General features: G+C 69.9%; 19 protein-coding genes. 16 read left to right on the forward strand and 3 right to left on the reverse strand.

Annotated elements, in window-relative coordinates; translation table 11 throughout:
* The first annotated feature begins 13 nt into the window (after positions 1-13).
* The 12 genes from hemN (at position 14) to ASD59_RS04780 (ending at position 15,048) form a co-directional block, all read left to right on the forward strand.
* Positions 14-1,378 (forward strand): oxygen-independent coproporphyrinogen III oxidase, encoded by a 1,365-nt coding sequence (gene hemN, locus ASD59_RS04725; RefSeq protein ID WP_055829018.1) that lies wholly within the window; start codon positions 14-16, stop codon positions 1,376-1,378.
* Positions 1,379-1,508: 130 nt separating this feature from the next.
* Entirely contained in the window at positions 1,509-3,791 is a 2,283-nt protein-coding gene (locus tag ASD59_RS04730) for a nitric-oxide reductase large subunit (RefSeq protein WP_055829021.1), read from the forward strand.
* 72 nt (positions 3,792-3,863) lie between these two features.
* Positions 3,864-5,045 (forward strand): NnrS family protein, encoded by a 1,182-nt coding sequence (locus ASD59_RS04735; RefSeq protein WP_055829023.1) that lies wholly within the window; start codon positions 3,864-3,866, stop codon positions 5,043-5,045.
* Between the two features lie 50 nt (positions 5,046-5,095).
* The gene (locus ASD59_RS04740) at positions 5,096-5,551 is read left to right on the forward strand and encodes a YbaN family protein (protein WP_235561719.1); all 456 of its coding nucleotides are present in this window, start codon (positions 5,096-5,098) and stop codon (positions 5,549-5,551) included.
* A 64-nt stretch (positions 5,552-5,615) separates the two neighbouring features.
* Positions 5,616-7,388 carry a pyridoxal phosphate-dependent decarboxylase family protein gene (locus ASD59_RS04745; protein ID WP_055829026.1) on the forward strand — a complete coding sequence of 591 codons (1,773 nt, stop codon included), beginning with the start codon at positions 5,616-5,618 and terminating at the stop codon, positions 7,386-7,388.
* 47 nt (positions 7,389-7,435) lie between these two features.
* Complete coding sequence (gene ubiT / locus ASD59_RS04750; RefSeq protein WP_055829028.1) at positions 7,436-7,939, forward strand: ubiquinone anaerobic biosynthesis accessory factor UbiT; 504 nt, start codon at positions 7,436-7,438, stop codon at positions 7,937-7,939.
* Between the two features lies 1 nt (position 7,940).
* Positions 7,941-8,933, forward strand: a complete 993-nt coding sequence (gene ubiU / locus ASD59_RS04755; protein WP_055829031.1) for a ubiquinone anaerobic biosynthesis protein UbiU — start codon at positions 7,941-7,943, stop codon at positions 8,931-8,933.
* Positions 8,930-9,835, forward strand: coding sequence for a ubiquinone anaerobic biosynthesis protein UbiV (ubiV, locus tag ASD59_RS04760; RefSeq protein WP_200943608.1), 906 nt, complete (start codon positions 8,930-8,932; stop codon positions 9,833-9,835). The genes ubiU and ubiV overlap by 4 nt, the downstream gene beginning before the upstream one ends.
* Complete coding sequence (locus tag ASD59_RS04765; RefSeq protein ID WP_055829032.1) at positions 9,832-10,167, forward strand: chorismate mutase; 336 nt, start codon at positions 9,832-9,834, stop codon at positions 10,165-10,167. Before ubiV ends, ASD59_RS04765 begins: the two co-directional genes overlap by 4 nt.
* A gap of 148 nt (positions 10,168-10,315) precedes the next feature.
* Positions 10,316-12,376 carry a TonB-dependent receptor family protein gene (locus ASD59_RS04770; protein ID WP_055829035.1) on the forward strand — a complete coding sequence of 687 codons (2,061 nt, stop codon included), beginning with the start codon at positions 10,316-10,318 and terminating at the stop codon, positions 12,374-12,376.
* A 346-nt stretch (positions 12,377-12,722) separates the two neighbouring features.
* Positions 12,723-13,769: a copper-containing nitrite reductase gene (gene nirK, locus ASD59_RS04775; protein ID WP_055829730.1), complete on the forward strand. Its 1,047-nt coding sequence runs from the start codon at positions 12,723-12,725 to the stop codon at positions 13,767-13,769.
* A 76-nt stretch (positions 13,770-13,845) separates the two neighbouring features.
* A complete protein-coding gene (locus tag ASD59_RS04780; protein WP_055829038.1) occupies positions 13,846-15,048 on the forward strand; it encodes a hypothetical protein in 1,203 nt (400 codons plus the stop codon).
* A 286-nt stretch (positions 15,049-15,334) separates the two neighbouring features.
* Here the strand turns inward: ASD59_RS04780 and ASD59_RS04785 are convergent, their stop codons facing one another.
* A complete protein-coding gene (locus tag ASD59_RS04785; protein ID WP_055829040.1) occupies positions 15,335-17,572 on the reverse strand; it encodes an adenosylcobalamin-dependent ribonucleoside-diphosphate reductase in 2,238 nt (745 codons plus the stop codon).
* A gap of 113 nt (positions 17,573-17,685) precedes the next feature.
* Here ASD59_RS04785 and ASD59_RS04790 point away from each other — a divergent pair, with 113 nt between their 5' ends.
* Positions 17,686-18,324 (forward strand): hemerythrin domain-containing protein, encoded by a 639-nt coding sequence (locus tag ASD59_RS04790; RefSeq protein ID WP_055829044.1) that lies wholly within the window; start codon positions 17,686-17,688, stop codon positions 18,322-18,324.
* A gap of 64 nt (positions 18,325-18,388) precedes the next feature.
* Positions 18,389-18,835, forward strand: a complete 447-nt coding sequence (locus ASD59_RS04795; RefSeq protein ID WP_055829048.1) for a pseudoazurin — start codon at positions 18,389-18,391, stop codon at positions 18,833-18,835.
* A gap of 72 nt (positions 18,836-18,907) precedes the next feature.
* Here the strand turns inward: ASD59_RS04795 and ASD59_RS04800 are convergent, their stop codons facing one another.
* Positions 18,908-19,615: a Crp/Fnr family transcriptional regulator gene (locus ASD59_RS04800; protein WP_055829050.1), complete on the reverse strand. Its 708-nt coding sequence runs from the start codon at positions 19,613-19,615 to the stop codon at positions 18,908-18,910.
* Between the two features lie 156 nt (positions 19,616-19,771).
* On the opposite strand from ASD59_RS04800, the gene ASD59_RS04805 reads away from it, so the two are divergent.
* Positions 19,772-20,458 (forward strand): helix-turn-helix domain-containing protein, encoded by a 687-nt coding sequence (locus tag ASD59_RS04805; protein WP_055829053.1) that lies wholly within the window; start codon positions 19,772-19,774, stop codon positions 20,456-20,458.
* On the forward strand, positions 20,455-20,847 hold the full coding sequence (locus tag ASD59_RS04810; RefSeq protein WP_200943607.1) for a response regulator transcription factor: 393 nt from the start codon (positions 20,455-20,457) through the stop codon (positions 20,845-20,847). Before ASD59_RS04805 ends, ASD59_RS04810 begins: the two co-directional genes overlap by 4 nt.
* Positions 20,848-20,878: 31 nt before the next feature.
* Here ASD59_RS04810 and ASD59_RS04815 read toward each other — a convergent pair whose 3' ends face one another.
* Positions 20,879-21,109, reverse strand: coding sequence for a hypothetical protein (locus ASD59_RS04815; protein WP_156376930.1), 231 nt, complete (start codon positions 21,107-21,109; stop codon positions 20,879-20,881).
* Positions 21,110-21,231 lie beyond the last annotated feature (122 nt).

A 21,231-nucleotide genomic window follows, 5' to 3' on the forward strand; every position in this document is an offset into this window, starting at 1 on the left:
CGAGGCGTTCCGCATGTCGCTCCGCACCCTTCCACCCGCCTGGCGCTCCCACGCCGAGCGCAACCTGCCGCGCTACACCAGCTATCCGACGGCGGTCGCCTTCGAGACCGCCGCCGGGGAGGGGCAGGCGCGGGAGTGGTTGGCGGCGACCCGCGCGGACCAGGCCATCTCGGCCTATGTCCATGTGCCCTTCTGCAAGCGCCTGTGCTGGTATTGCGGCTGCCACACCAGCGTCTTCCACGAGTACGACAGGGTCCGCGCCTTCTTCCAGACCCTGATGCTGGAGGTGGACCTCTGGGCGGACGCCATCGGACCGCACGCTGGCGCCGCCCATCTGCATTTCGGCGGCGGCAGTCCCAACGCCCTGTCGCCTGACGACTTCCTGGCCCTTGTCCGGCACATGGCGGACCGGTTCGCCCTGCGTCCCGGCGCGGAAGTGGCGGCCGAGCTGGATCCGGGCATGCTGTCGGACGCCTTCATCGATGCGGCCGGCGAGGCGGGTGTGACCCGGGTCAGCCTCGGCGTGCAGACCTTCGACCCCGACGTCCAGGCGAAGGTCAACCGCATCCAGCCGTTCGACATGGTCGCCGCCGCCAACGACCGTCTACGCAAGGCCGGCGTAGCCGCGATCAATTTCGACCTGATGTACGGCCTCCCCGGCCAGACGCCCCAGAATGTCGCGGCCTCCACGAAGGCGGCGGTGACCCTTCGGCCCGACCGGGTCGCCGTGTTCGGCTACGCCCATGTGCCGTGGATGAAGAAGCACCAGGTGATGATCCGGGAGGCCGACCTCGCGGACGGCGACGGCCGCTGGGCCCAGGCCGAGGCCGCCGACGAGACTCTGCGCGCGGCCGGTTATGTCCGCATCGGCCTGGATCACTACGCCTTGCCGGAGGACCCCCTGGCCATCGCCGCGGCCTCGGGAGGGCTGCGTCGGAATTTCCAGGGCTACACCGACGACCCGGCGCCCGTGCTGGTGCCGATCGGTCCCTCCTCGATCGGACGTTTCGCCGAGGGGTTCGTGCAGAACGCCATCACGACCGACCGGTGGGGCCACGAGGTCGAGGCCGGACGCCTCCCGGTCGCGCGCCGCCTGGCCGTCGATGCCGAAGACGAACTGCGCGCCGCCGTGATCGAGCGGCTGATGTGCGACCTCACGGTCGATGTCGCGGAGGTCTGCCGGGCGCACGGCTTCGCCGACGTGACGCTGGACAGCGCGATCGTCGCCGCGAGCCGGCTGCAGGCCGACGGCCTGTGCGAGGTCAGCGGCCGAACCATCCGGATCCCGGCCGAGGCCCACCGCGTCATGCGCGTGGTGGCGGCCTGTTTCGACGCCCGTCTGCCGGTCGCCACGAGCCGGCACGCCCGGGCTGTGTGATCCCGGGACAACCCCCACTGGGGGAATCCCGGAGTTTGTCGGCGCACAACGTCCGGCCACGCTGATCGACGGAATGGAAGCTTCAATTGGCCGGATTCGGGACCTCCCGAGTGGCCGCAAGGATATCGCGATGACAACCAAACGACTTTGGATCGTCCTCGCCCTGATCATGGCGACATCGTTCGCCGTGCTGGGGATGATGGGACGGGAGATAAACCGGCAGGCGCCGCCGATACCGGCGCAGGTCGTGGACACGACCGGGGCGGTGCTGCTGACCCGCGAGGACATCCAGACCGGCCAGCTGGCCTGGCAGTCCATGGGCGGCCAGCAGGTCGGCTCGGTCTGGGGCCACGGCGGCTATGTCGCGCCTGACTGGTCGGCCGACCAGTTGCACCGGGAAACCACCGCTCTGCTGGAGATGTGGTCGCAGCGCGAACACGGCCAGTCCTGGGCCAGCCTGGACGTTGAACGCCAGGCGGCGTTGAAGGCCCGGGTCAAGCGCGAGATGCGCACCAACACCTATGATCCGGCGACCGACACCATCACGGTCTCGGCCGACCGGGCCGCCGCCATGCGCGAGGTCAAGGCCCACTACGTCGCCCTGCTGGGCGACGATCCGGCCCTGGAATCGCTGCGCGAGCAATACGCCATCGCCAATAACGCCGTGCCGGACGCCGGCCGCCGCAACCAGATCTCGGCCTTCTACTGGTGGGCCAGCTGGGGTGCGGGAACCCAGCGTCCCAACGACGTCATCACCTACACCTCCAACTGGCCGCACGAGCCGCTGATCGACAACGTCCCGACCCCGGCCAACATCGTCTGGTCGGTGGCCAGCGTCCTGCTGCTGATCTTCGGCGTCGCCGCCCTGGTCTTCTGGCACGCCCGCCAGCCGAAGGACGAGCACCTCGAACCGCCCAATGCCGATCCGCTGATGGGCATGAAGCCGACGCCGTCGATGAAGGCGGCGGGCAAGTATTTCCTGACCGTGATCGCCCTGTTCCTGCTGCAGGTCGGGCTCGGAGCCGTCACCGCCCACTATGCGGTCGAGGGCCATGACTTCTACGGCATTCCGATCTCGGAATGGATTCCCTACGCCGTGACCCGCACCTGGCACACCCAGCTGGCGGTGTTCTGGATCGCCACGGCCTGGCTGGGCACGGGCCTCTACATCGCCCCGATCGTCTCGGGCAAGGAGCCGCGGTTCCAGGCCCTGGGCGTCAACGTTCTCTGGGTCGCCCTCGTCGTCGTGGTGCTGGGCTCCATGGCCGGCGAATGGTTCGGCGTGCAGCAGATCTTCGACCTCGACACCAACTGGTGGTTCGGCCACCAGGGCTGGGAATACATCGACCTCGGCCGCTTCTGGCAGAGCCTGCTGTTCGTCGGCCTGCTGCTGTGGCTGCTGCTGGTGACCCGGGCCCTCTGGCCGGCGCTGCGGGAGAAGTCCCAGGCCAAGCCGGTGCTGGTGATCCTGTTCCTGTCCACCGTGGCCATCGCCCTGTTCTATGCGGCCGGCTTCATGTGGGGCAAACACACTCACATCAGCATGGTCGAATACTGGCGCTGGTGGGTGGTCCACCTGTGGGTCGAGGGCTTCTTCGAAGTGTTCGCCACGGCGGTGATCAGCCTGCTGTTCGTCCGCCTCGGCCTGGTCCGGCCGATGGTCGCCAATGTCGCGGTCGTGTTCGGCACCATCGTCTTCATGACCGGCGGCGTCCTCGGCACCGCCCACCACTGGTACTTCGCCGGCACGCCCACCTCGGTGATGGCCATCGGCTCGGTGTTCTCGGCCCTCGAGGTCGTGCCCCTGGCCCTGGTCGGCTTCGAGGCCTTCGAGAACTGGCGGCACACGAAGGCCGCCCCGTGGGTCAAGGCCTACAAATGGCCGATCCTGTTCTTCGTCGCCGTCGGCTTCTGGAACCTGCTCGGCGCCGGCGTCTTCGGCTTCATGATCAACCCGCCGCTGAGCCTGTATTACATCCAGGGGCTCAACACGACGGCGACCCACGCCCACGCGGCCCTGTTCGGGGTCTACGGGATGCTGGGCATCGGCCTGCTGCTGTTCTGCTTCCGCAGCCTGGCGCGCCGCGAGGCCTGGAGCGACACCCTGCTGGCCTGGACCTTCTGGCTGTTGAACATCGGTCTGGCGATGATGCTCTTCCTGTCGCTGCTGCCGATCGGGGTGGTGCAGGCCTTCGCCAGCATCGAGCACGGCATGTGGTACGCGCGCTCTCCGGCGGTGCTGCACTCGCCGCTGGTCCAGACCCTGGTGTGGATGCGCGTCCCCGGCGACGTGGTGTTCGGGGCGGGGGCCGTCACCTTGGCGATCTTCGCCGCCCGGCTGGTGATCGCGGGCCTCAAGCCAAGGCCCGGGACCGACCCCGCAGCCGAGCCGGCCGTCCTGCCGGCCGAGTAACGGGCCGACAGCGTACGGGGCGGGGAGGGGTTCGCCTCTCCCCGCCCTTTCTTTTTCAAAGGATTCCTGCCCGTGGCCACGACAGCCCAGTCCATCCGGCGATACGCCGGCCCGCCGGTGTTCAGTTTCGGTTTCCGGCCCTTCTTCCTGTTCTCGGCCGTCTGGGCGGCGGTCGCCGTGCCGATCTGGGTCGCGTCGATGTCGCTGGGCGACGGGACGGTGGGCGGGATGGACGGCCGCCTGTGGCACATCCACGAAATGCTGTTCGGCTATCTGGCCGGGGTCATCGCCGGCTTCCTGCTGACCGCCGTGCCCAACTGGACCGGCCGCCTGCCGGTGACCGGCCTGAAGCTGGCGGGCCTGTTCGTCCTCTGGGCCGCGGGTCGGGCGGCGGGATTCCTGCCGGCGTCTCTGTCCGTCCCCGCCGCCGTGATCGACAGCGCCTTCCTGGTCGTCTTCGCCGCGCTGATCTGGCGCGAGGTGCTGGCGGCGAAGAACCGGCGCAACCTGCCGGTCTGCCTGATGGTGTCGGTGCTGGCCGCCGCCAACATCGCCTTCCATCTGCGGGATCAGGTTCCGCTGTTCGGACCGGGCGGCGAGCGGGCCGCCGTGGCGGTCATCACCGGCCTGATCGCCCTGATCGGGGGTCGGGTGACCCCCAGTTTCACCCAGAACTGGACCCAGGCCCACGGGATCGCCCGGGGGCCGACCGCCTTCAACCGCTTCGACGCCGGGGTTCTGGCCCTGACCGCACTCGCCCTCATCGCCTGGGTCGCGGCGCCCTGGGCGTCCCTGACCGGCGCGGCCATGGTCCTCGCCGGCCTGGCCAATCTCGCGCGGCTGGCGCGCTGGCGCGGCTGGCTGGCCCGGCGCGAGGCGCTCGTCTGGATTCTGCACGCCGGCTATGCGTGGCTCGGCGTGGGGTTGATCCTGCTGGGATTGTCCGCGCTGGTCCCCGACTCCGTGCCGTTCACCGCCGGCATTCACGCCCTGACCACGGGCGCCATGGGGGTCGAGACCCTGGCCATGATGACCCGCGCCACCCGAGGCCATACCGGCCGGCCGCGTGTCGCCGACGGTTCGACCACCGCCATCTATCTGCTGATCCTGTCGGCGGTGGTCGTGCGGGTCTCGGCGCCGTTCCTGACGGAGTGGACCGTGGCCCTGCTGGCGGTCTCGGCGACGCTGTGGGCCCTCGCCTTCGCCGGCTTCGTCGCCGCCTACGGACCGATGCTGTGGCGCCGATCGCTGTGACATTGCGCCCGCGCAAGGCGGCGGCGACCGGGACGTGCGACAGGTCGGGCATGACCCGCCCTGTTTCCGACGGCTGCGATCCGGCGCTGTGCCCGACCGACCTGTGCTGTTTCGGGGAGTGCCAATGCGCCCCCTCGGCGGCCCAGGGCGACCGGCGGCGGCTGATGATGCAGGCGCTCGGGCTCGGCGCGGCCGCGCTGGCTGTCGCCGGCGTGGCCTTGCCGCTTCTGCCCACGACGCCGTTCGCCCTCGTCTCGGCCTGGGCCTTCGCCCGTTCCTCGCCCCGGCTTGAGGCGTGGCTGCGGAACCATGATCGACTGGGTCCGCCCCTGAAGGCCTGGGAGCAACGCGGCGCCATCCCGCGCGGGGCCAAGGCCGTCGCCGCGGTGAGCCTCCCCCTGAGTGGCCTGCTCGTTCATGCGTCAGGGGCCGGCCTCGCCGTCACGGCGTCGGTCGGAGTCGCGCTGGCCTGCGTCGGCGGCTGGATTCTGACGCGCCCGTCCTGACGGAGCTTGCGCGCCGACAACGACGCGGCGGCGGCTCTGCACCATCCATCCCGCAGGAGCTACCATGAACCCATCCCCCGCCGCCGTAATCGCCGGCGCCCTGTTCCCTGGCCCTCGTTCGGAAAACGAGACCTGGGTGCGCGGCGAATTCCAGGCGGTGCTGGATCAATGGTTCGACTGGCGCAAGAGCCTGTTCGCCGACGATCCCTGCCTCGTCGGGCCCGCGGACCGTCTGTCGCCCCAGCGGCTGGAACGACGCGAGATCCTGTCCCGGGAACTCGCCAATTTGTGCGAGACGCTGACGGCCGAGACGCCCACCTACACCCCCCGCTACATCGGCCACATGAAGGCCGAGGTGTCTATGCCGGCGCTGCTGGGCTGGCTGGCGGCCATGCTGCACAATCCCAACAACACCTCGCGCGAGGCCAGCAAGGTCGGCACGGTGATCGAGGCCGAGGCCATCGCCATGCTGGCGGCCATGGTCGGCTACGACCCGGCGACCGCGGAGGGCCATTTCACCTCCGGCGGCACGGTGGCCAATTTCGAGGCCGTATGGCGGGCCCGCTACCGCCTCGACCACTGGCTCAGCCTCGGCCTCTACATTGCTGAAAAGACCGGCGAACCGCTCGACGTCTTCGCCTCGGCCCACATGGGCTGGGACCGGTTCCGCGCGCTGTGGGCCGAGCACGGCCTGACCGACGCCGTGCTGCGCCGCTACAGCGCCGCCGTTGGCGTTCCGGCCAACATCTGGCTGCGGATCGGCCGCGCCTCGGGTCGCGACTACCTGGGTCCCGTGCTGCTGGTCCCGGGCAACAAACACTATTCCTGGTCCAAGGCCGCCAACCTGTTCGGGCTCGGGGAGGAGTCGTTGTGGGCCGTGGACCTCGACTCCGAGGGACGGCTCGACGTCGACGATCTCGAGAGACTGATCCTTCGGGCGGAGGCCGCGGGCCGGCCGGTGCTGATGGCGGTCGGCGTGGCCGGCACCACCGAGACGGGCGAGATCGACCCGATCGACGCCCTGCATGACCGGCTGGAACGCTGGGAAGCCGAGCGTGGCCTGCACATCTGGCGACACGTCGACGCGGCCTACGGCGGCTTTCTGTGCGCCATCCTCGGCGGGCCGGACGAGGATGTCCTGACCCCGGCCAGCGTCGCCGCGCTGAAAGCGATCGGTCGGGCGGATTCCGTGACCATCGACCCGCACAAGCTGGGCTATGTGCCCTACGCCTGCGGCGCCTTCCTGACCCGGGACACGGCCCGCTACGCGGTTTCGGCGTTTGACGCCCCCTATCTCGACCGGCCGGAACTCGGCGACGGCAAATGGTCGTCGACCCTCGAGGGGTCGCGCTCGGCGGCCGGAGCCGCCGCGGTCTGGCTGAGCGGGCGCACCATGGGTTTCGGCCCGTCCGGACTGGGCGCGTTGCTCGCCGAGACGGTGCGGACGCGCCGGGCGTTCGAGGCCGCCCTCGGGGCCGCCGTGCCGGAAGTCCGCTTCCTCGAGCCCGCCGACGCCAACATCGTCTGCTTCTCCGTGGCCCTGACCGGCGAGTCCCTGGCCAGCGCCAACCGTCGAACCACGGCGCTGTTCGACCTCATCCATCACTCGCCGGAATTCTCGGTCTCCAAGACCACGCTGGGCCCCGACTATGCGGCGGCGGTCGCACGCCATGTCGACGGCTTCGGCGGCGTGGTCGACGCCCCGGGCATGGTGCTGGTGCGCTGCGTCTTCATGAACCCCTACTGGGCCGCCCCGGAGTTCCGCGCCGCCCTGTTCCCGCCGTTCATCGACCTGGTCCGGGAGAGCCTCGGCGGCGGTCTCGAGGCGGCGGCGTGATGGGTCACGGCGGGACGGGGTGGCGATCACATCTCCCGCGGAGCCCTGTGCCCGGATGGGGCAAGGCCGCCACCGGCGTACTGATGGCCCTGCGCGGTCCGGTCGAGCGCCTGCTGACCCTCGCCCTGCGCCGGGTGGCGCGCCTCCGGCCTGACGTGTTCGAACGGCTCGGCGAGGCCGGCGACGTGGTCTTCATCGTCGCCCCCACGGACTTTCCGGTGGCTTTCCGTCTGCGACCCGGCCGCGGATCCGGCGAGGTCCAGGTGGTCCGCGGCGACGACGAGGCGCTCCACGCCGCCCGGATATCCGGGCCGCTGCTGACCCTTCTGGCGCTGTTCGACGGTCGTTGCGATGCCGACTCCGCCTTCTTCTCGAGACGCATCCGCGTCGACGGCGACACGCGGGCGGTGGTCGCCCTGCACAATACGCTGGAGGCCGCGGAACTGACTCTCGCGGACCTGCTGGGCGTCGCGCCGGCGTTCCGTGACCGGCTGAATGCGGGCCTGGCGGGGGCGCTGGACCGCCTGCGTCCGGCCGGTGCGGAGGCCTGAGATGGGATCGATCGAACTGGTCTGTCCGGCGGGGTCTCCCGCCATGCTGAGGGCGGCGGTCGAGGCCGGCGCCGACAGCGTCTATTGCGGTCTGCGGGACGACACCAATGCGCGGAATTTCCCGGGCCTGAACTTCTCGCCGGCCGAGCTGACGGACAGCGTCGCCTGGGCTCATGATCGCGGCGCGAAGGTTCTGCTGGCGGTCAACACCTTCGCCCGGGCCGGCGCCGGCGACCGCTGGCGCGCCTCGGTCGACGCCGCGGCGGGCACCGGCGTCGACGCCGTCATCGTCGCCGACCTGGGCGTTCTGGCGCACGCGCGCGAAGCCCACCCGGACCTGCGCCTGCACCTGTCGGTCCAGGCCGCCGCGGGCTCGCCCGAGGCCATCGCCTTCTACGCCGAGGCCTATGGGGTGAAACGGGTGGTGCTGCCGCGCGTCCTCAGCGTCGAGGAGATCGCCGCCCTGATGCGGGAGATCACGGTGGAGACGGAAGCCTTCGTCTTCGGCGGCCTGTGCGTCATGGCCGAGGGGCGCTGCGCCCTGTCCTCCTACGTCACCGGCCGATCGCCCAACCTCAGCGGGGTCTGCTCGCCGCCCGAGTCGGTCACCTACACCGAGGAGGAGGGGGCTCTGGTGTCGCGCCTCGGGGGGTTGGCACTGGACCGGTATGCGCCCGGCGAGCCGGCGGGCTATCCGACCCTGTGCAAGGGCCGGTTCGACGTGGACGGCGGCCTGTCCTACCTGTTCGAGGACCCGGTCAGTCTGAACGCCATGAGCCTGCTGGCCGCCCTGCGCCGCGCCGGCGTCACGGCGGTCAAGATCGAGGGCCGACAGCGTGGCAAGGCCTATGTGGCGCGGGTCGCCTCCGCCTTCCGCGGCGCCATCGACGCCCTCGACGAGGGCGCCGATCCGACGCCGTTCGAGAGCCTGCTGACCGATCTCGCCGAGGGCGGCCGCGAGACCGCCGGCGCCTACCGGAAGACCTGGCGATGATGGATCCAATTCAGCTGACTCTCGGACCTCTGCTGTTCAACTGGGCGCCCGACCGCATCCGCGACTTCTATGCGCGGATCGCCGATGAGGCCTCGGTCGACCGGGTCTATCTGGGCGAGGTGGTGTGCGGAAAGCGCGCGCCGCTCGTCGACGCCGCCCTGGCCGACGCCGCCGACCGGCTGACGCAGGCGGGCAAGACGGTGGTCTGGTCCACCTTGGGGCTGCCGGCCCTGAAGCGCGACCGCAAGGCCATCGCCGCCCTGTCGGCCGAACAGGAGATGCTGGTCGAGATCAACGACATCTCCGGCCTGCGGGGCCGGACCGGGCCGTTCGTGGCCGGACCCCTGCTCAACATCTACAACGAGGGGGCCGCGCGCGAACTGATGGCGCGCGGCTGCGTCCGGCTTTGCGCCAATATCGAGCTGTCGCTCGAGGCCGTTTCGGCGATCGCCGCGGCCTGCCCCGGGCTGGAGATCGAGCTGTTCGCGTTCGGACGGCTGCCGCTGGCCTTGTCGGGGCGCTGCTACCACGCCCGCCACCACGGCCTGCACAAGGACGCCTGTCAGTTCATCTGCGACCGCGACCCCGACGGACTGGCGCTCAGCACTCTGGACGGGCGCGAATTCCTGGCCGTCAACGGCGTCCAGACCCTGTCGCACGGCGTCCAGCTGATCGACGCGGCGCCGGCGACGCTCAGGGCGGCCGGGGTCAGGGCCCTGCGCCTGTCGCCCCACACATCCGACATGGTCGCCGTGGCGGCGGCGTTGCGCGACCGGGCGGACGGCCGGATCGAGGGGGCCGAGCTCGCCGCGCGGGTGAGGGCGTCGGGCCCGCCCGGCGCGCTCGTCGGCGGCTACCTCCGCGGCGAGGCGGGCCTCGGTTCAATCGAAGCGTCGTCATGAGAGAGCGGAAACTGGCTACCCTCCGGACCGAGCTGGACGCGCTGGACCGCCAGATGGTCAAGGCGTTGGCGCGGCGGCAGCGCGTCGTCGAGGCGATCGCCCGCCTGAAGGGCGACCCGGACAAGGTGCGCGATCCGACGCGGATCGAGGCGGTGCTGGCGAATGTGCTGCGGGCGGCCGACCTGGCCGGCCTGTCCCCCGCCATCGCCGAACCCGTCTGGCGTCTGCTGGTCGACCGCTGCGCCGATCACGAGGCGGCCTGGCTGCAAGCCCGGGCCGAGCCGCCGCGCGACAGCTGCTGCGGCTGTCAGGAGGATTCCGCCGTTCGCTGAGACCGGCCTTTGCCGGCGAAGGCCCTGGGCGCATCACCGTACAATTGCGGAGCCGGGCCGTTGCGTCAGCGCAAGGAGGCCGGAGGGGAGGGGGCCCAATTGGGCGCACGGTCCGATCCGGGCCGAACGCCCTTTTTCCGGTTTCGCCATGCTCCTCTCCACCGTCTCCGCCGCCGCCCTCATGCTTACAGCCGCGGCGCCTCAGGAGCCTTCGCACCTCGTCCATCTGGCGGCCGCGGACGAACCGGTGGCGATCGCCGACGTGGTGGTCACCGGGCGGCGCGATCCGATGGACCCGGCGGTCGCCGCCCGCGCCCGCGCCGCCGCGCAGGAAACGCCCGGCGCGGTCGCCGTGGTCAGCCGTGAGCAGTACGCGGACCATCTGGCCCTGCACCTCGGCGACGCCCTGCACGCGGTGCCCGGCGTCTTCGCCGAGAAGCGCTGGGGCGAGGAGGTTCGCCTGTCTATCCGCGGTTCCGGCGTGGGCAACTCGTCCCACAACCGCGGCGTGGTGCTGGCCCAGGACGGGGTGCCGTTCAACCAGGCCGACGGCTTCGGCGACTTCCAGGAGGTCGATCTGCTCAGCGCCCGCTACATCGAAGTGTTCAAGGGCGGCAACGCCATCCGCTTCGGCGGCGCGACCATGGGCGGGGCCATCCAGCTCAACACCCCGACCGGCCGCACCGCGCCGGCCCGCCACGAACTGAGGCTGGAAGCAGGTTCGTTCGAAACCTGGCGCGGCCACGGCGAGATCGCGCGCCAGTGGGGCGACACGGATCTGTGGGCCGGCGTCACGGTGCTCGGCGCCGACGGTTGGCGGGATCATTCCGCCCAGGCGTCGCAGCGGCTCAGCCTGAACCTGGGCCACAGCTTCGGCGAGGACCGCGAAATCCGGATGCTGGTCAGCGCCGCCGACATCGAGAACGAGATTCCCGGCGCCCTGACCCTGACGCAGGCGCTGAACGACCCGACCGCCGCCGCCGCCGCCAATGTCGCGCGGGACTATCGTCGCGACATGACATCGCTGCGCGGCTCGATCCTGACCCACTGGCGCCTGGACGGGGCCTGGACGTTCGAGGGCGGCGTCTATGCCGCGGTCAAGGATCTGGATCACCCCATTTCGGTGGTCATTGACCAGCAGAGCCGCAACATCGGCGCCTTCGGCCGCTTCGACTGGACCGGAACCTTCGGCGGACGAAACGCCGACCTGTTCGTCGGCGCCTGGCTGCGCGACGGTCGGCTGGACGGCCTGACCTTCCAGAACAACGCGGGAGAGCGTGGTGTCCGGACCGGCGACAACACCCAGCGCGCCACGGCCGCGGACATCTTCGCCGAGGGCCGGCTGTTCGTCACCGACCGACTGGCGCTGGTCGCCGGGGGAAGCTGGGGCCAGGCGACGCGCGACTATGTCGACCAAGTCAATCCCGTACGCAGCGCCTCGAAGGATTTCGACTGGTTCGCCCCCCGGGTCGGGCTTTTGTGGGAGGATGACGGCGGCCGGCAGCTATTCGCCAACCTGACCCGCTCGGTCGAGCCGCCGCATTTCTCCGCCTTAGTGCAGGCGCCGTATCCTGACTTCGTGCCGGTCGAGGCCCAGGAGGCCTGGACCATCGAAGTCGGCGCGCGGGGGCGGAAGGGCCCGCTGTCATGGGACGTGGCCCTCTACCGCATGGCGGTCGAGAACGAACTGCTGACCTTCCTGACCGCGCCGGACATCCCGGCCGCCACCTTCAACGCCGGCGATACGGTGCACCAGGGCCTTGAGGCCGGGCTGGACTGGACGATCTGGCGGGACGGAGCGCGGCGGCTGAAACTGCACCAGACCTGGGCCTGGACCGATCTGCGTTTCGATGGCGATCCCCATTACGGCGACGGCGGCCTGCCGGTCGTCCCGGAACACCATTACCATGCCGAGTTGAGCTACGACGCCGGCCGCTGGTCGGTTGCGCCTTCGGTGCAGTGGTCGCCGAAGGACAGCTGGGTCGATTACGCCAACACCCTGAAGTCGCCGGGCTACGCCGTCTGGTCGCTGAACGCCACGTTCGCCGTCGCACCCGGACTCAAGCTGTTCTTGGACGCCCGAAACCTGACGGACGAGCGCTATATCGCCAACGCCAGCGCCGTCACTGACGCCCGCGTCGCCTCCAGCGCGGTCTTCTGGCCGGGCGAGGGGCGCAGCGGTTTCGTCGGGCTCCGCGGCAGTTTCTGAATAATCGATCCAGCCTCCCGGATTCCGCCCGGCCAGGGCTGAGGGCGGATCGAGAGATTTTCAACCCGCAGGGCGCCCGCCCTGCGGGTTGAACTGCCTGGATCGGCCCGGGCGACCCTCCGTATGAACCCTTAGGGAGTGATGCGAAGGCTCAAGCGTCGCCTCCCCAAGTGTTATGTAACCTACTGTAATTGCTTATATGTCAGACCTGTCAGGAGGATTTCCTGCGACCCCCGCGCGGCCGCCGGTCGCAGGCCCTCGGAACGTTGTTCCGGCACAAAGTCGCCCCTCCGGACGGCTCCTAGACCACCTCCATTGGGGCCACAGAGAGCCCCGGGGAATGACCATGAAACTCTTTGCACTTCTCTCCAGCGTCGCCGTCCTGGCCCTGGCCGCCGCGGCTCCGGGCGTCGCCTTCGCCCAGGAGGCCGCCCAGCCCGCAGCGCCCCCGGCGCCCGCGGTCAACATCATCCGCAGCGCCACCGACCTGCCCGCGCCGCTGACCGCCAACAGCCCGCGCCACCATGTGGTGGGCCTTGAGACCACCGAGGTGATCGGCCAACTGGAGGACGGCACGAGCTATACCTACTGGACCTACAACAATAAGGTCCCCGGGCCCTTCGTCCGCGTGCGGGTCGGCGACACGGTCGAGGTCAACATGACCAACGCCGCCAACAGCGTCATGATGCACAACGTCGACTTCCACGCCGTGACGGGTCCGGGCGGCGGGGCGGCGGCGACCAACGCAAACCCCGGCGAGACCAAGTCCTTCACCTTCAAGGCCCTGCAGCCGGGCCTCTACGTCTACCACTGCGCAACGCCGATGGTGGCCCAGCATATCGCCAACGGCATGTACGGCCTGATCCTCGTCGAGCCCGAGGGCGGACTGCCCGCGGTGGACCACGAGTTCTACGTCATGCAGGGCGAGATCTACACCGAGGAAGACCAGGGCACGCCCGGCCTGCTGACGGAGAGCGTCGAGAAGCTGCTCGACGAACGGCCGACCTATTACGTCATGAACGGCGCCTTCAAGGCCCTGACCGGCGAAAACGCCCTCAAGGTCGAGGTCGGCGACAGCGCCCGGATCTATTTCGGCGTCGGCGGCCCCAACAAGATCTCCAGCTTCCACGTCATCGGCGAGATCTTCGAGAACGTCTACCGCGACGCCTCCCTGACCAGCCCGCCGGTCACCGACGTGCAGACCGTGCTGGTGCCCCCGGGCGGCGCCACGGTGGTGGACCTGACCTTCGAGGTCCCCGGCAGCTATATCATGGTCGATCACGCCCTGAGCCGCGTCGACCGCGGCGCCGCCGGCATCATCGAGGTCACCGGACCGCAGAACCCGGACATCTTCCGGGGCGCGCCCGAGGCCCACAACCATATGGAACACTAGTCGCCAGTCTGGTGTGCGACTTGCGGCCGTCGGGGATGTCCCCGGCGGCCGTCCTTTTTCAGCCGGAGAGAAGACCATGACGATCAGACGCGCCGCGGCCCTGGCCCTTGCGCTGGCTGCGGTCCCCGCGGCGGCCCTGGCCCAGACGCCGGCGGATGACACGAAGGCGCGCATCCTCGTCGAGACGCGTTTGCGCAGCGAAACGGTGGATCAGCAGGGATTCGTCGACCGGGCCCAGGCGCTGACCCTGCGGGCCCGGCTGGGCTGGCGGTCGCCGACGGCCCATGGCCTGCAGCTGCTGATCGAGGGGGAGGGCGTCGCCGTGTTGGACGACCGCTACTCCGCGCCGTCCGATCCGGTCCCGGGCCGACCCGCGGTCGCCGACGGGGAAACCCTGGAGCTGAACAGGGCCCAGGTGCGCTGGACCGGCCTGCCCGACACCGAGTTCACGGTGGGCCGCCAGCGGCTGGTCGTGGGCAATGGCCGGTTCCTCGGCAATTCCGGCTGGCGCCAGAACGAACAGACCTTCGACGCCGTGCGGCTGGCGACGACGGCGCTGAAGCCGGTCGCCCTGACTTATGTCTTCGCCGACAGTGTCCAGCGGCCGCTCGGCCATGAACATCCCCAGGGAGTCTGGAGGGGCGATATCCACCTGTTGCAGGCCGAGACGGACACGCCCGTCGGCCGGCTGAGCGGCTTCGGCCTCGCCATCGATCTCGACAACGCCGCCGCCTCGTCCTCGACCACGATCGGCGCGCGGCTGGCCGGGTCGCGGACCGTGGCCGGGAATCTGTCGCTGACATGGGCCGGCGAATACGCGGTGCAGTCCGACAACGGGTCCAATCCAGCCGACTATTCGCTTGATTTCCAGGCGGCGGCCCTGGGACTTCAGGCGCCGCGCTGGTCGGCGGGCTTGGGCTATGAGCGGTTCGACGGCGACGGCGTTTCCGGCTTCCAGACCCCCTTGGGCACGGGTCACGGATTTCTCGGCTGGTCCGACGTCATCACCTCGACGCCGGCGTTCGGCGTCCGCGACCTGTTCCTGCGCGGCCATGTCGGCGTCCCGGCGTGGGGGCGCACAGCCCGCCTGACCGCCGAAGCGCACCTATTCCACGACGCCGACGGCGCGTTCGACCTTGGTCGGGAGCTGGATTTGTCGGCCGCCCTGCCGATCGACAGCCACTGGTCGGTGGAGCTCAAGGCGGCGCATTTCGAGGGCGAGCACCCGGCCTTCGGCGACGCCGACAAGGGCTGGCTGATCCTCGAATACCGCTACTGAACGGAGGGGACATCCGCGTCCCTACGCCCCATCTTGTCATCCCGGACACCGCAGGGCGGTGATCCGGGACGCTCCGCCGCCGCGCCTGGCTCTCCCGGAAGCTGCGGCGGCAGCTATCCGGGAGACGGGTCAGGCCGAGTGCGGCCCCTGCCTGTCTTCCGGACAATCGCGCTGCGATTTCCGAGCGTCCGAAAACTCGTGCGCATTTCGCCCCGGACGCGGCTGAGCCGCGTCCGGGATAACAAGGTCTGGAACGCGGGGGAGGGGCCTTATCCGGGCGTTCCCCCTAGCCGCATTTCGAATAGCCGCACTCGAAGCAGGTGTCGCAGCCTTCCTTGCGGACCAGGCCGCCGGCGCCGCAACGGGGGCAGCAGGCCGTCGGACGCGCGGCGGCCGTCTGATCGCCCGGCGCGGCCGCGACAGGGTCGCCATGGTCGCAGGCGGCCGCGTCCCGGGCCAGATGTCGCTCGATCACGCCGCCGATCGCCGCCAGCAGGGAGGGCACATAGCGGCCGTTGATCCAGCCGCCGCCGCGCGGCTCGAACACCGCCTTCAGTTCCTCGGCCACGAAGGACACGTCGCCGCCGCGGCGGAATACGGCCGAGATCATCCGCGTCAGGCCCAGGGTCCAGGCGTAGTGCTCCATGTTCTTGGAGTTGACGAAGATTTCGAACGGCCGCGGCCCGTCCGGCCCCTCCACGTCGTTCAGGGTGACGTAGACGGCATGCGGGCTGTCGGGCCATTTGATCTTGTAGGTCGAACCGGTCAGCGCCTCGGGCCGCGGGCTCAGGCGGATCTCGGCGGGCGGCGCGGGCACGGGCGCGACGGCCGGAGCGGCGGAAAGCACGGAGCCGGTGACGGCGTTCGGCCGATAGGTGGTCAGGCCCTTGCAGCCCAGTCGCCACCCTTCGACGTAGACATCCGCGAAGTCGTCGAAAGCGATGTCCTCGGGGCAGTTCACGGTCTTGGAAATCGAGCTGTCGATCATTTCCTGGGCCGCCGCCTGCATGCGCAGGTGCTGGGCCGGGGTCAGGGTCTGGGCGGTGACGAAGGAGTCCGCGGGCGGCGGCGCGTCGCCGTGCAGCCGTTTCCACACCGTCAGGGCGTAGTCCTCGACCGCCTCCTCGCGCTTCGAGCCGTCGGGCTGAAGCACCTTGCGAGTGTAGGCGAAGGCGAACACCGGCTCGACGCCGGACGAGACATTGCCGGCCATCAGGGAGGTGGTGCCGGTCGGCGCGATCGACGTCAGGCAGCCGTTGCGCAGGCCGTGCCGGGCGATCAGGGCCCGCGTCTCCTCGTCAAGTTCGAGCAGGTTGGGCCGGTCGAGCACGGCGGGATCGTAGAGCGGGTAGGGGCCTTTTTCGGCGGCCAGTTCGGCCGAGGCGCGATAGGCCTCGCGCTTGATGACGCCCAGCCATCGCCGGGCCGTGTCCGCCGCCGCTTCGCCCCCATAGGGAATGCCGCAGAACACGAGGGCGTCGGCCAGGCCGGTGACGCCGAGGCCGAGCCGCCGCTTGGCCCGGGCCTCTTCCGCCTGGGCCTCCAGCGGGAAGCGCGAGACGTCGATGACGTTGTCGAGGAAGCGAATCGCCGTGCGGGTCAGTTCCCCCAGCCGCTCCTCGTCCAGCGTCGCCCCGGCCTCGAACGGACTGTTCACCAGCCGCGCCAGGTTGATCGAGCCCAGCAGGCAGGCGCCGTAGGGCGGCAGCATCTGCTCGCCGCACGGGTTGCTGGCGGAAATCGTCTCGACGCCGGCGAGGTTGTTCCGGTCATTGACCCGGTCGATGAAGATGACGCCCGGCTCGGCGACGTCATAGGTCGCCTGCATGAGCCGGGCCCACAGGTCGCGCGCGGGAACGGTCCGGTGGGTCTCGCCGCCAAAGACCAGCGGCCAGTCCGCTCCGGCTTCAAGGGCGCGCATGAAGGCGTCGGGCACCAGCACCGAGACGTTGAAATTCCTCAGCCGGGCCGGGTCGCGCTTGGCGTCGATGAAGGCCTCGATGTCGGGGTGATCGATGCGCAAGCAGCCCATCATGGCCCCGCGCCGCTGCCCGGCGGACAGGATGGTGCGGCACATCGAGTCCCACACGTCCATGAAGCTGAGCGGGCCCGAGGCGTCGGCGCCGACGCCCTTCACCGGCGCGCCCGACGGGCGGATGGTCGAGAAGTCCATGCCCACGCCGCCGCCCTGCTGCATGGTCACGGCGGCCTCGCTCACGGCCTGGAAAATGCCGCCCAGATCGTCCGGGACCGTTCCCATGACGAAGCAGTTGAACAGGGTCACGGTGCGGCCGGTCCCGGCCCCCGCCATGATCCGGCCGGCGGGGAGGAACTGGAAATCCGACAGGGCGTCGGCGAACCGGTCCCGCCAGTGCCGTCGCAGCTTCGGCGTCTCCGCTTCAGCTATGGCCGCCGCCACCCGCGCCCAGGTCTGCTCGACTGTGTCGTCGCCGGACCCCTCGGCCGGCCTGAAGCGGTATTTGCTGGACCATATGTCGGCCGCGAGCGGGTTGTCGAACGCCATGGGGGAATCTCCTTCCCCCGGAGACTCGCCGATTCTGCCCGCCGGGAGATTGTCCGGGCGCAACGACGGACCGGTCCGCCTTCGTCATCGGGACGCATCAAGGAGATGAGTCCATGCCGTCGCAGTTCCGGCGTCCCGACCTGATTCCCGACGCTGATCCCGGCGTCCTGCGGCGCTGGGGCGTCGCCGACTGCGATCGGGTCGACCGCGGCGCCCTGACCCGCAGCCTTACCCGCCTGCAGCACGACGAGGTCGCGCCGCCGTCGGACGTCGCCCGCCTGGTCCGACACATCCGCGACCGCTACCACCGCGCCCTGGTCGAGGTGATCGGGGACGCGGTGGCCCTGGCGACGGCCTGCGAAACGGCGCACAGCGGCGAGGAGATCTGGCCGCACGGCCTGTCCGACCGGTTGATCGAGGTTCTTGAGGCGCTCGAACACCACCAGCAGCGCGAGGACGCCGTCGTCTTCCCCATGCTCCTGGCGGAAACGCCGCGGGCGGCCGGGGCGGCGAGGATCATGGAGGCCGAGCACGCGCGGATCCGCCGGCTGCTCGACGCCCTGCACAGCCTCACCCGGGGCTTCGAGGCTCCCGCGGGCGCCTGCGCCAAATGGCGGGTCCTGCTTGTCCTGTGCTGCAAGATCAATGTCGACATCCGCGAACAGATGCGACTGGAAGAATGCGAGCTGTTTTCAGCACACATCCGGGATACTACGGAGGACAGTGTTTGTTCAGCCGCAATGTTCCGGTGACGACAAAGACTAGAACAAGGCCATGCCGCGAACATCTCGCGCATTCACCTTTAAGGTCCAAGTCATGTTCCTGAAACTCCTCCCCATGGTCTGCGCCGCCGCCGCGCTGATCGCCGCCGCTCCCGCCGTCGCCGGCGAACACACGGTGCAGATGCTGAACCGCGGTCCCGGCGGGGCGATGATCTTCTCGCCGGCCGTGGTTCAGGCGCGGGCCGGCGATACGATCCGCTTCGTGCCGACCGACCCGGGCCACAACGCCGAAACCATCGCCGGCATGATTCCGGCCGGCGCGACGGTTCAGCGCGGCCCGATGGGACGGGAATTCGTCCTGCGGGTGACCCAGCCCGGCGTGTATGGCGTGAAGTGCGCGCCGCATTACAGCATGGGCATGGTCGCCCTGATCCAGGTGGGCGCGGCCGGTTCGAATCTGGAAGCCGTCCGGACGGCCGTGGCCCGCACGCCGCCGATCGCGCGCCGTCGGTTCACCGAGATGCTGACCCGCGTTCGCTAAGCCGGAAAGGCTGAAGGCCGACCCTCGCGGGTCGGCCTTCAGCCGCTGTCCGGGAGACACGGAGCCGACGGTTCAGCCGACGCCGTTCTCAGCCAGCTGGCTCAGGGCGCGAGGATCGCGCACGATGATCCGGCGCCGGGCGCTGCCCGTCACGCCGCGCTGATCCAGGGCCGCCAGGGTCCGGCTGACCGTATGCAGGGTGGAGCCCGCCATCTCGGCGAGATCCTGACGCGTGATCGGAAAATCGATCTCGATCTCGGCGCCGGCGCCGGTGGGCCGGCCCGCCTTCTCCATCAGACGCAACAGGGTGCGCGCGATCCTCTGCTCCACCCGTTCGCCGGTCATTTCTCCCATCCGACTCTGCAGGTCCATCAGGCGCGTTCCGGCCGCCGCCGTCGAACGCAGCCCGATCTCGGGGAACTGACGGATGAGCTGACGGAATGCGGGAATGGTCCACCAGATCTCGATACTGTCGACCACGGCGACCGCGTCCGCGGGGAACGCCTGGTTCATGAGGGCGGCGACGGTGCCGTACATCTCTCCGGGGCCGATGAAGCGCAGCACCGCCTGTCCGCCATCGGCGCGGGTCTGGACGATCTTGACCCGTCCCTCCAGCAGGCTGTGGCCGCTGACGCCCGGATCGCCCTGGGCGAAAACGCGGGTTCCGGCCGGAAGCCGGCGAACCGAGCCCGCGGCGACGACGGCCTGCAGCGCTTCGGCGTCCAGACCGGCGAACATCTCCGAACGCCTCAGGATTTCGATATCGAAGGCTACGGGCATGGCGCGCCTCTGCGACCGACGGGAGTGACGGCCATCTTACCAGAGCCCTGCCCATGCGCTCCGTCGACTCCGGTAAACCCCCTAGGGGGCACTCCCGAATATCGGCGGGGAGGGGGCGGGCCCTAGAGTGAGGGCTCAAGTTCACCGGACCACCCCATGCCCGCTCTCCGCATCTGCGAAATCACGGACCAACCGATCCCAACGCCGCGCGAGGAAACGCCGGATTGCCATCTGTGCGCCGTGTTCGCGAACGCTTCGGCCGCCCCGCGATCGCCGTTCGCACCGGGCGAGCACCTGTTCCGGCAAGGCGATCCGGTGCGGCTGGTCTACCGCGTCCTGAAGGGGGCGGTGGTGAGCTACCGGCTTCTCAGCGACGGGCGTCGCCAGGTCACCGGCTTTCACCTGCCCGGGGACTTCGTCGGCCTCGAGGCCGGCGTCGAACACGCCACCACCGCCGAGGCCCTGAGCGCCGTCCACGCCTCGGCGATCGAGCGCGTCGAGCTGGCCGAGCGGGCCGTAACGGATATCGGCCTCGCCCGCGCCCTGTGGCAGATCACCGTCCGCGCCTTCCAGCGCAGCGAGGACCACGCCCTGATCCTGGCCCGGCAGGGCGCGACCGAACGCGTCGTCGCCTTCCTGCTCGATTTCGCGGCGCGCCAGGGACATCCGGAGTTCATCGACCTGCCGATGACGAGGCAGGACATCGCCGACCATGTCGGTCTGACAATCCACACGGTCTCGAGGACCCTGTCCCAGTTGCAGACCGCCGGCCTGATCGAGGCCCGTTCCACCCGGCACGTGCGTCTGCTGCAACGTGACCGCCTGGACGGCATCTGCGCGTGACCGCGCTCCTGTCCACCTCCGCGCCGCGTCCGGCCGTCTTCCTCGTCGACGACGACCCGGCGGTCGCGCACGCCGTGCAATTCTCCTTCGACCTCGAAGGGCTGGACGTGCGCAGCTTCAGGGACGCTGAAAGCCTGCTGGCGTCCGGGAGTCTGCCGAAAAAGGGTTGCCTCATCCTCGATTACCATCTGCCGGGCGTGGACGGGCTGGAGCTTCTTGACCGGCTCCGCGCCAACGACGTGCGCATGCCGGCGGTTCTGATCACGACCAATCCGCGCCCGCACCTGAGGGCGCGGGCGGCGGCGGCGGGCGTTCCGATCATCGAGAAGCCTCTGCTGACGGACGCCCTGTTGACCGCGGTGCGCAGCGCGCTCGCCCACATCGACTAGGCGAACATGGCGACCGCGCCTGGCGGTGCGGTCAACCGCGCTTCCGGATTCGGACGCTCCGCCCGGATCGGGCCTCCTGCAGCCTCGGGCGGCCGTCCAGCAGCATCACGCCGGCGGCGATGACCCCCGCGGAGGCGAGCAGGCTCCCCGCCGAGGCGACGCAGAGAATGCAGTGGCGGGAGACGGGTCCGCAGAGGGCCGCGGCGACGGCCATGTGATCGGCGGCCGCGACGGTGCAGGCCGCCGCGCCGGCGAAGAGCATCGCGCCGATCATGATCAGGCCGACGCCAATTGTCCGTGAATTCCGGGTACCGCTGTGCCGCATTTTTGAACCTCGCGACTGTTTGAGCCACGATTTTCCAGCCACGGCTTTGCGTCAGCGCA

The organism is Brevundimonas sp. Root608, assembly GCF_001427825.1.
Lineage (GTDB): Bacteria > Pseudomonadota > Alphaproteobacteria > Caulobacterales > Caulobacteraceae > Brevundimonas.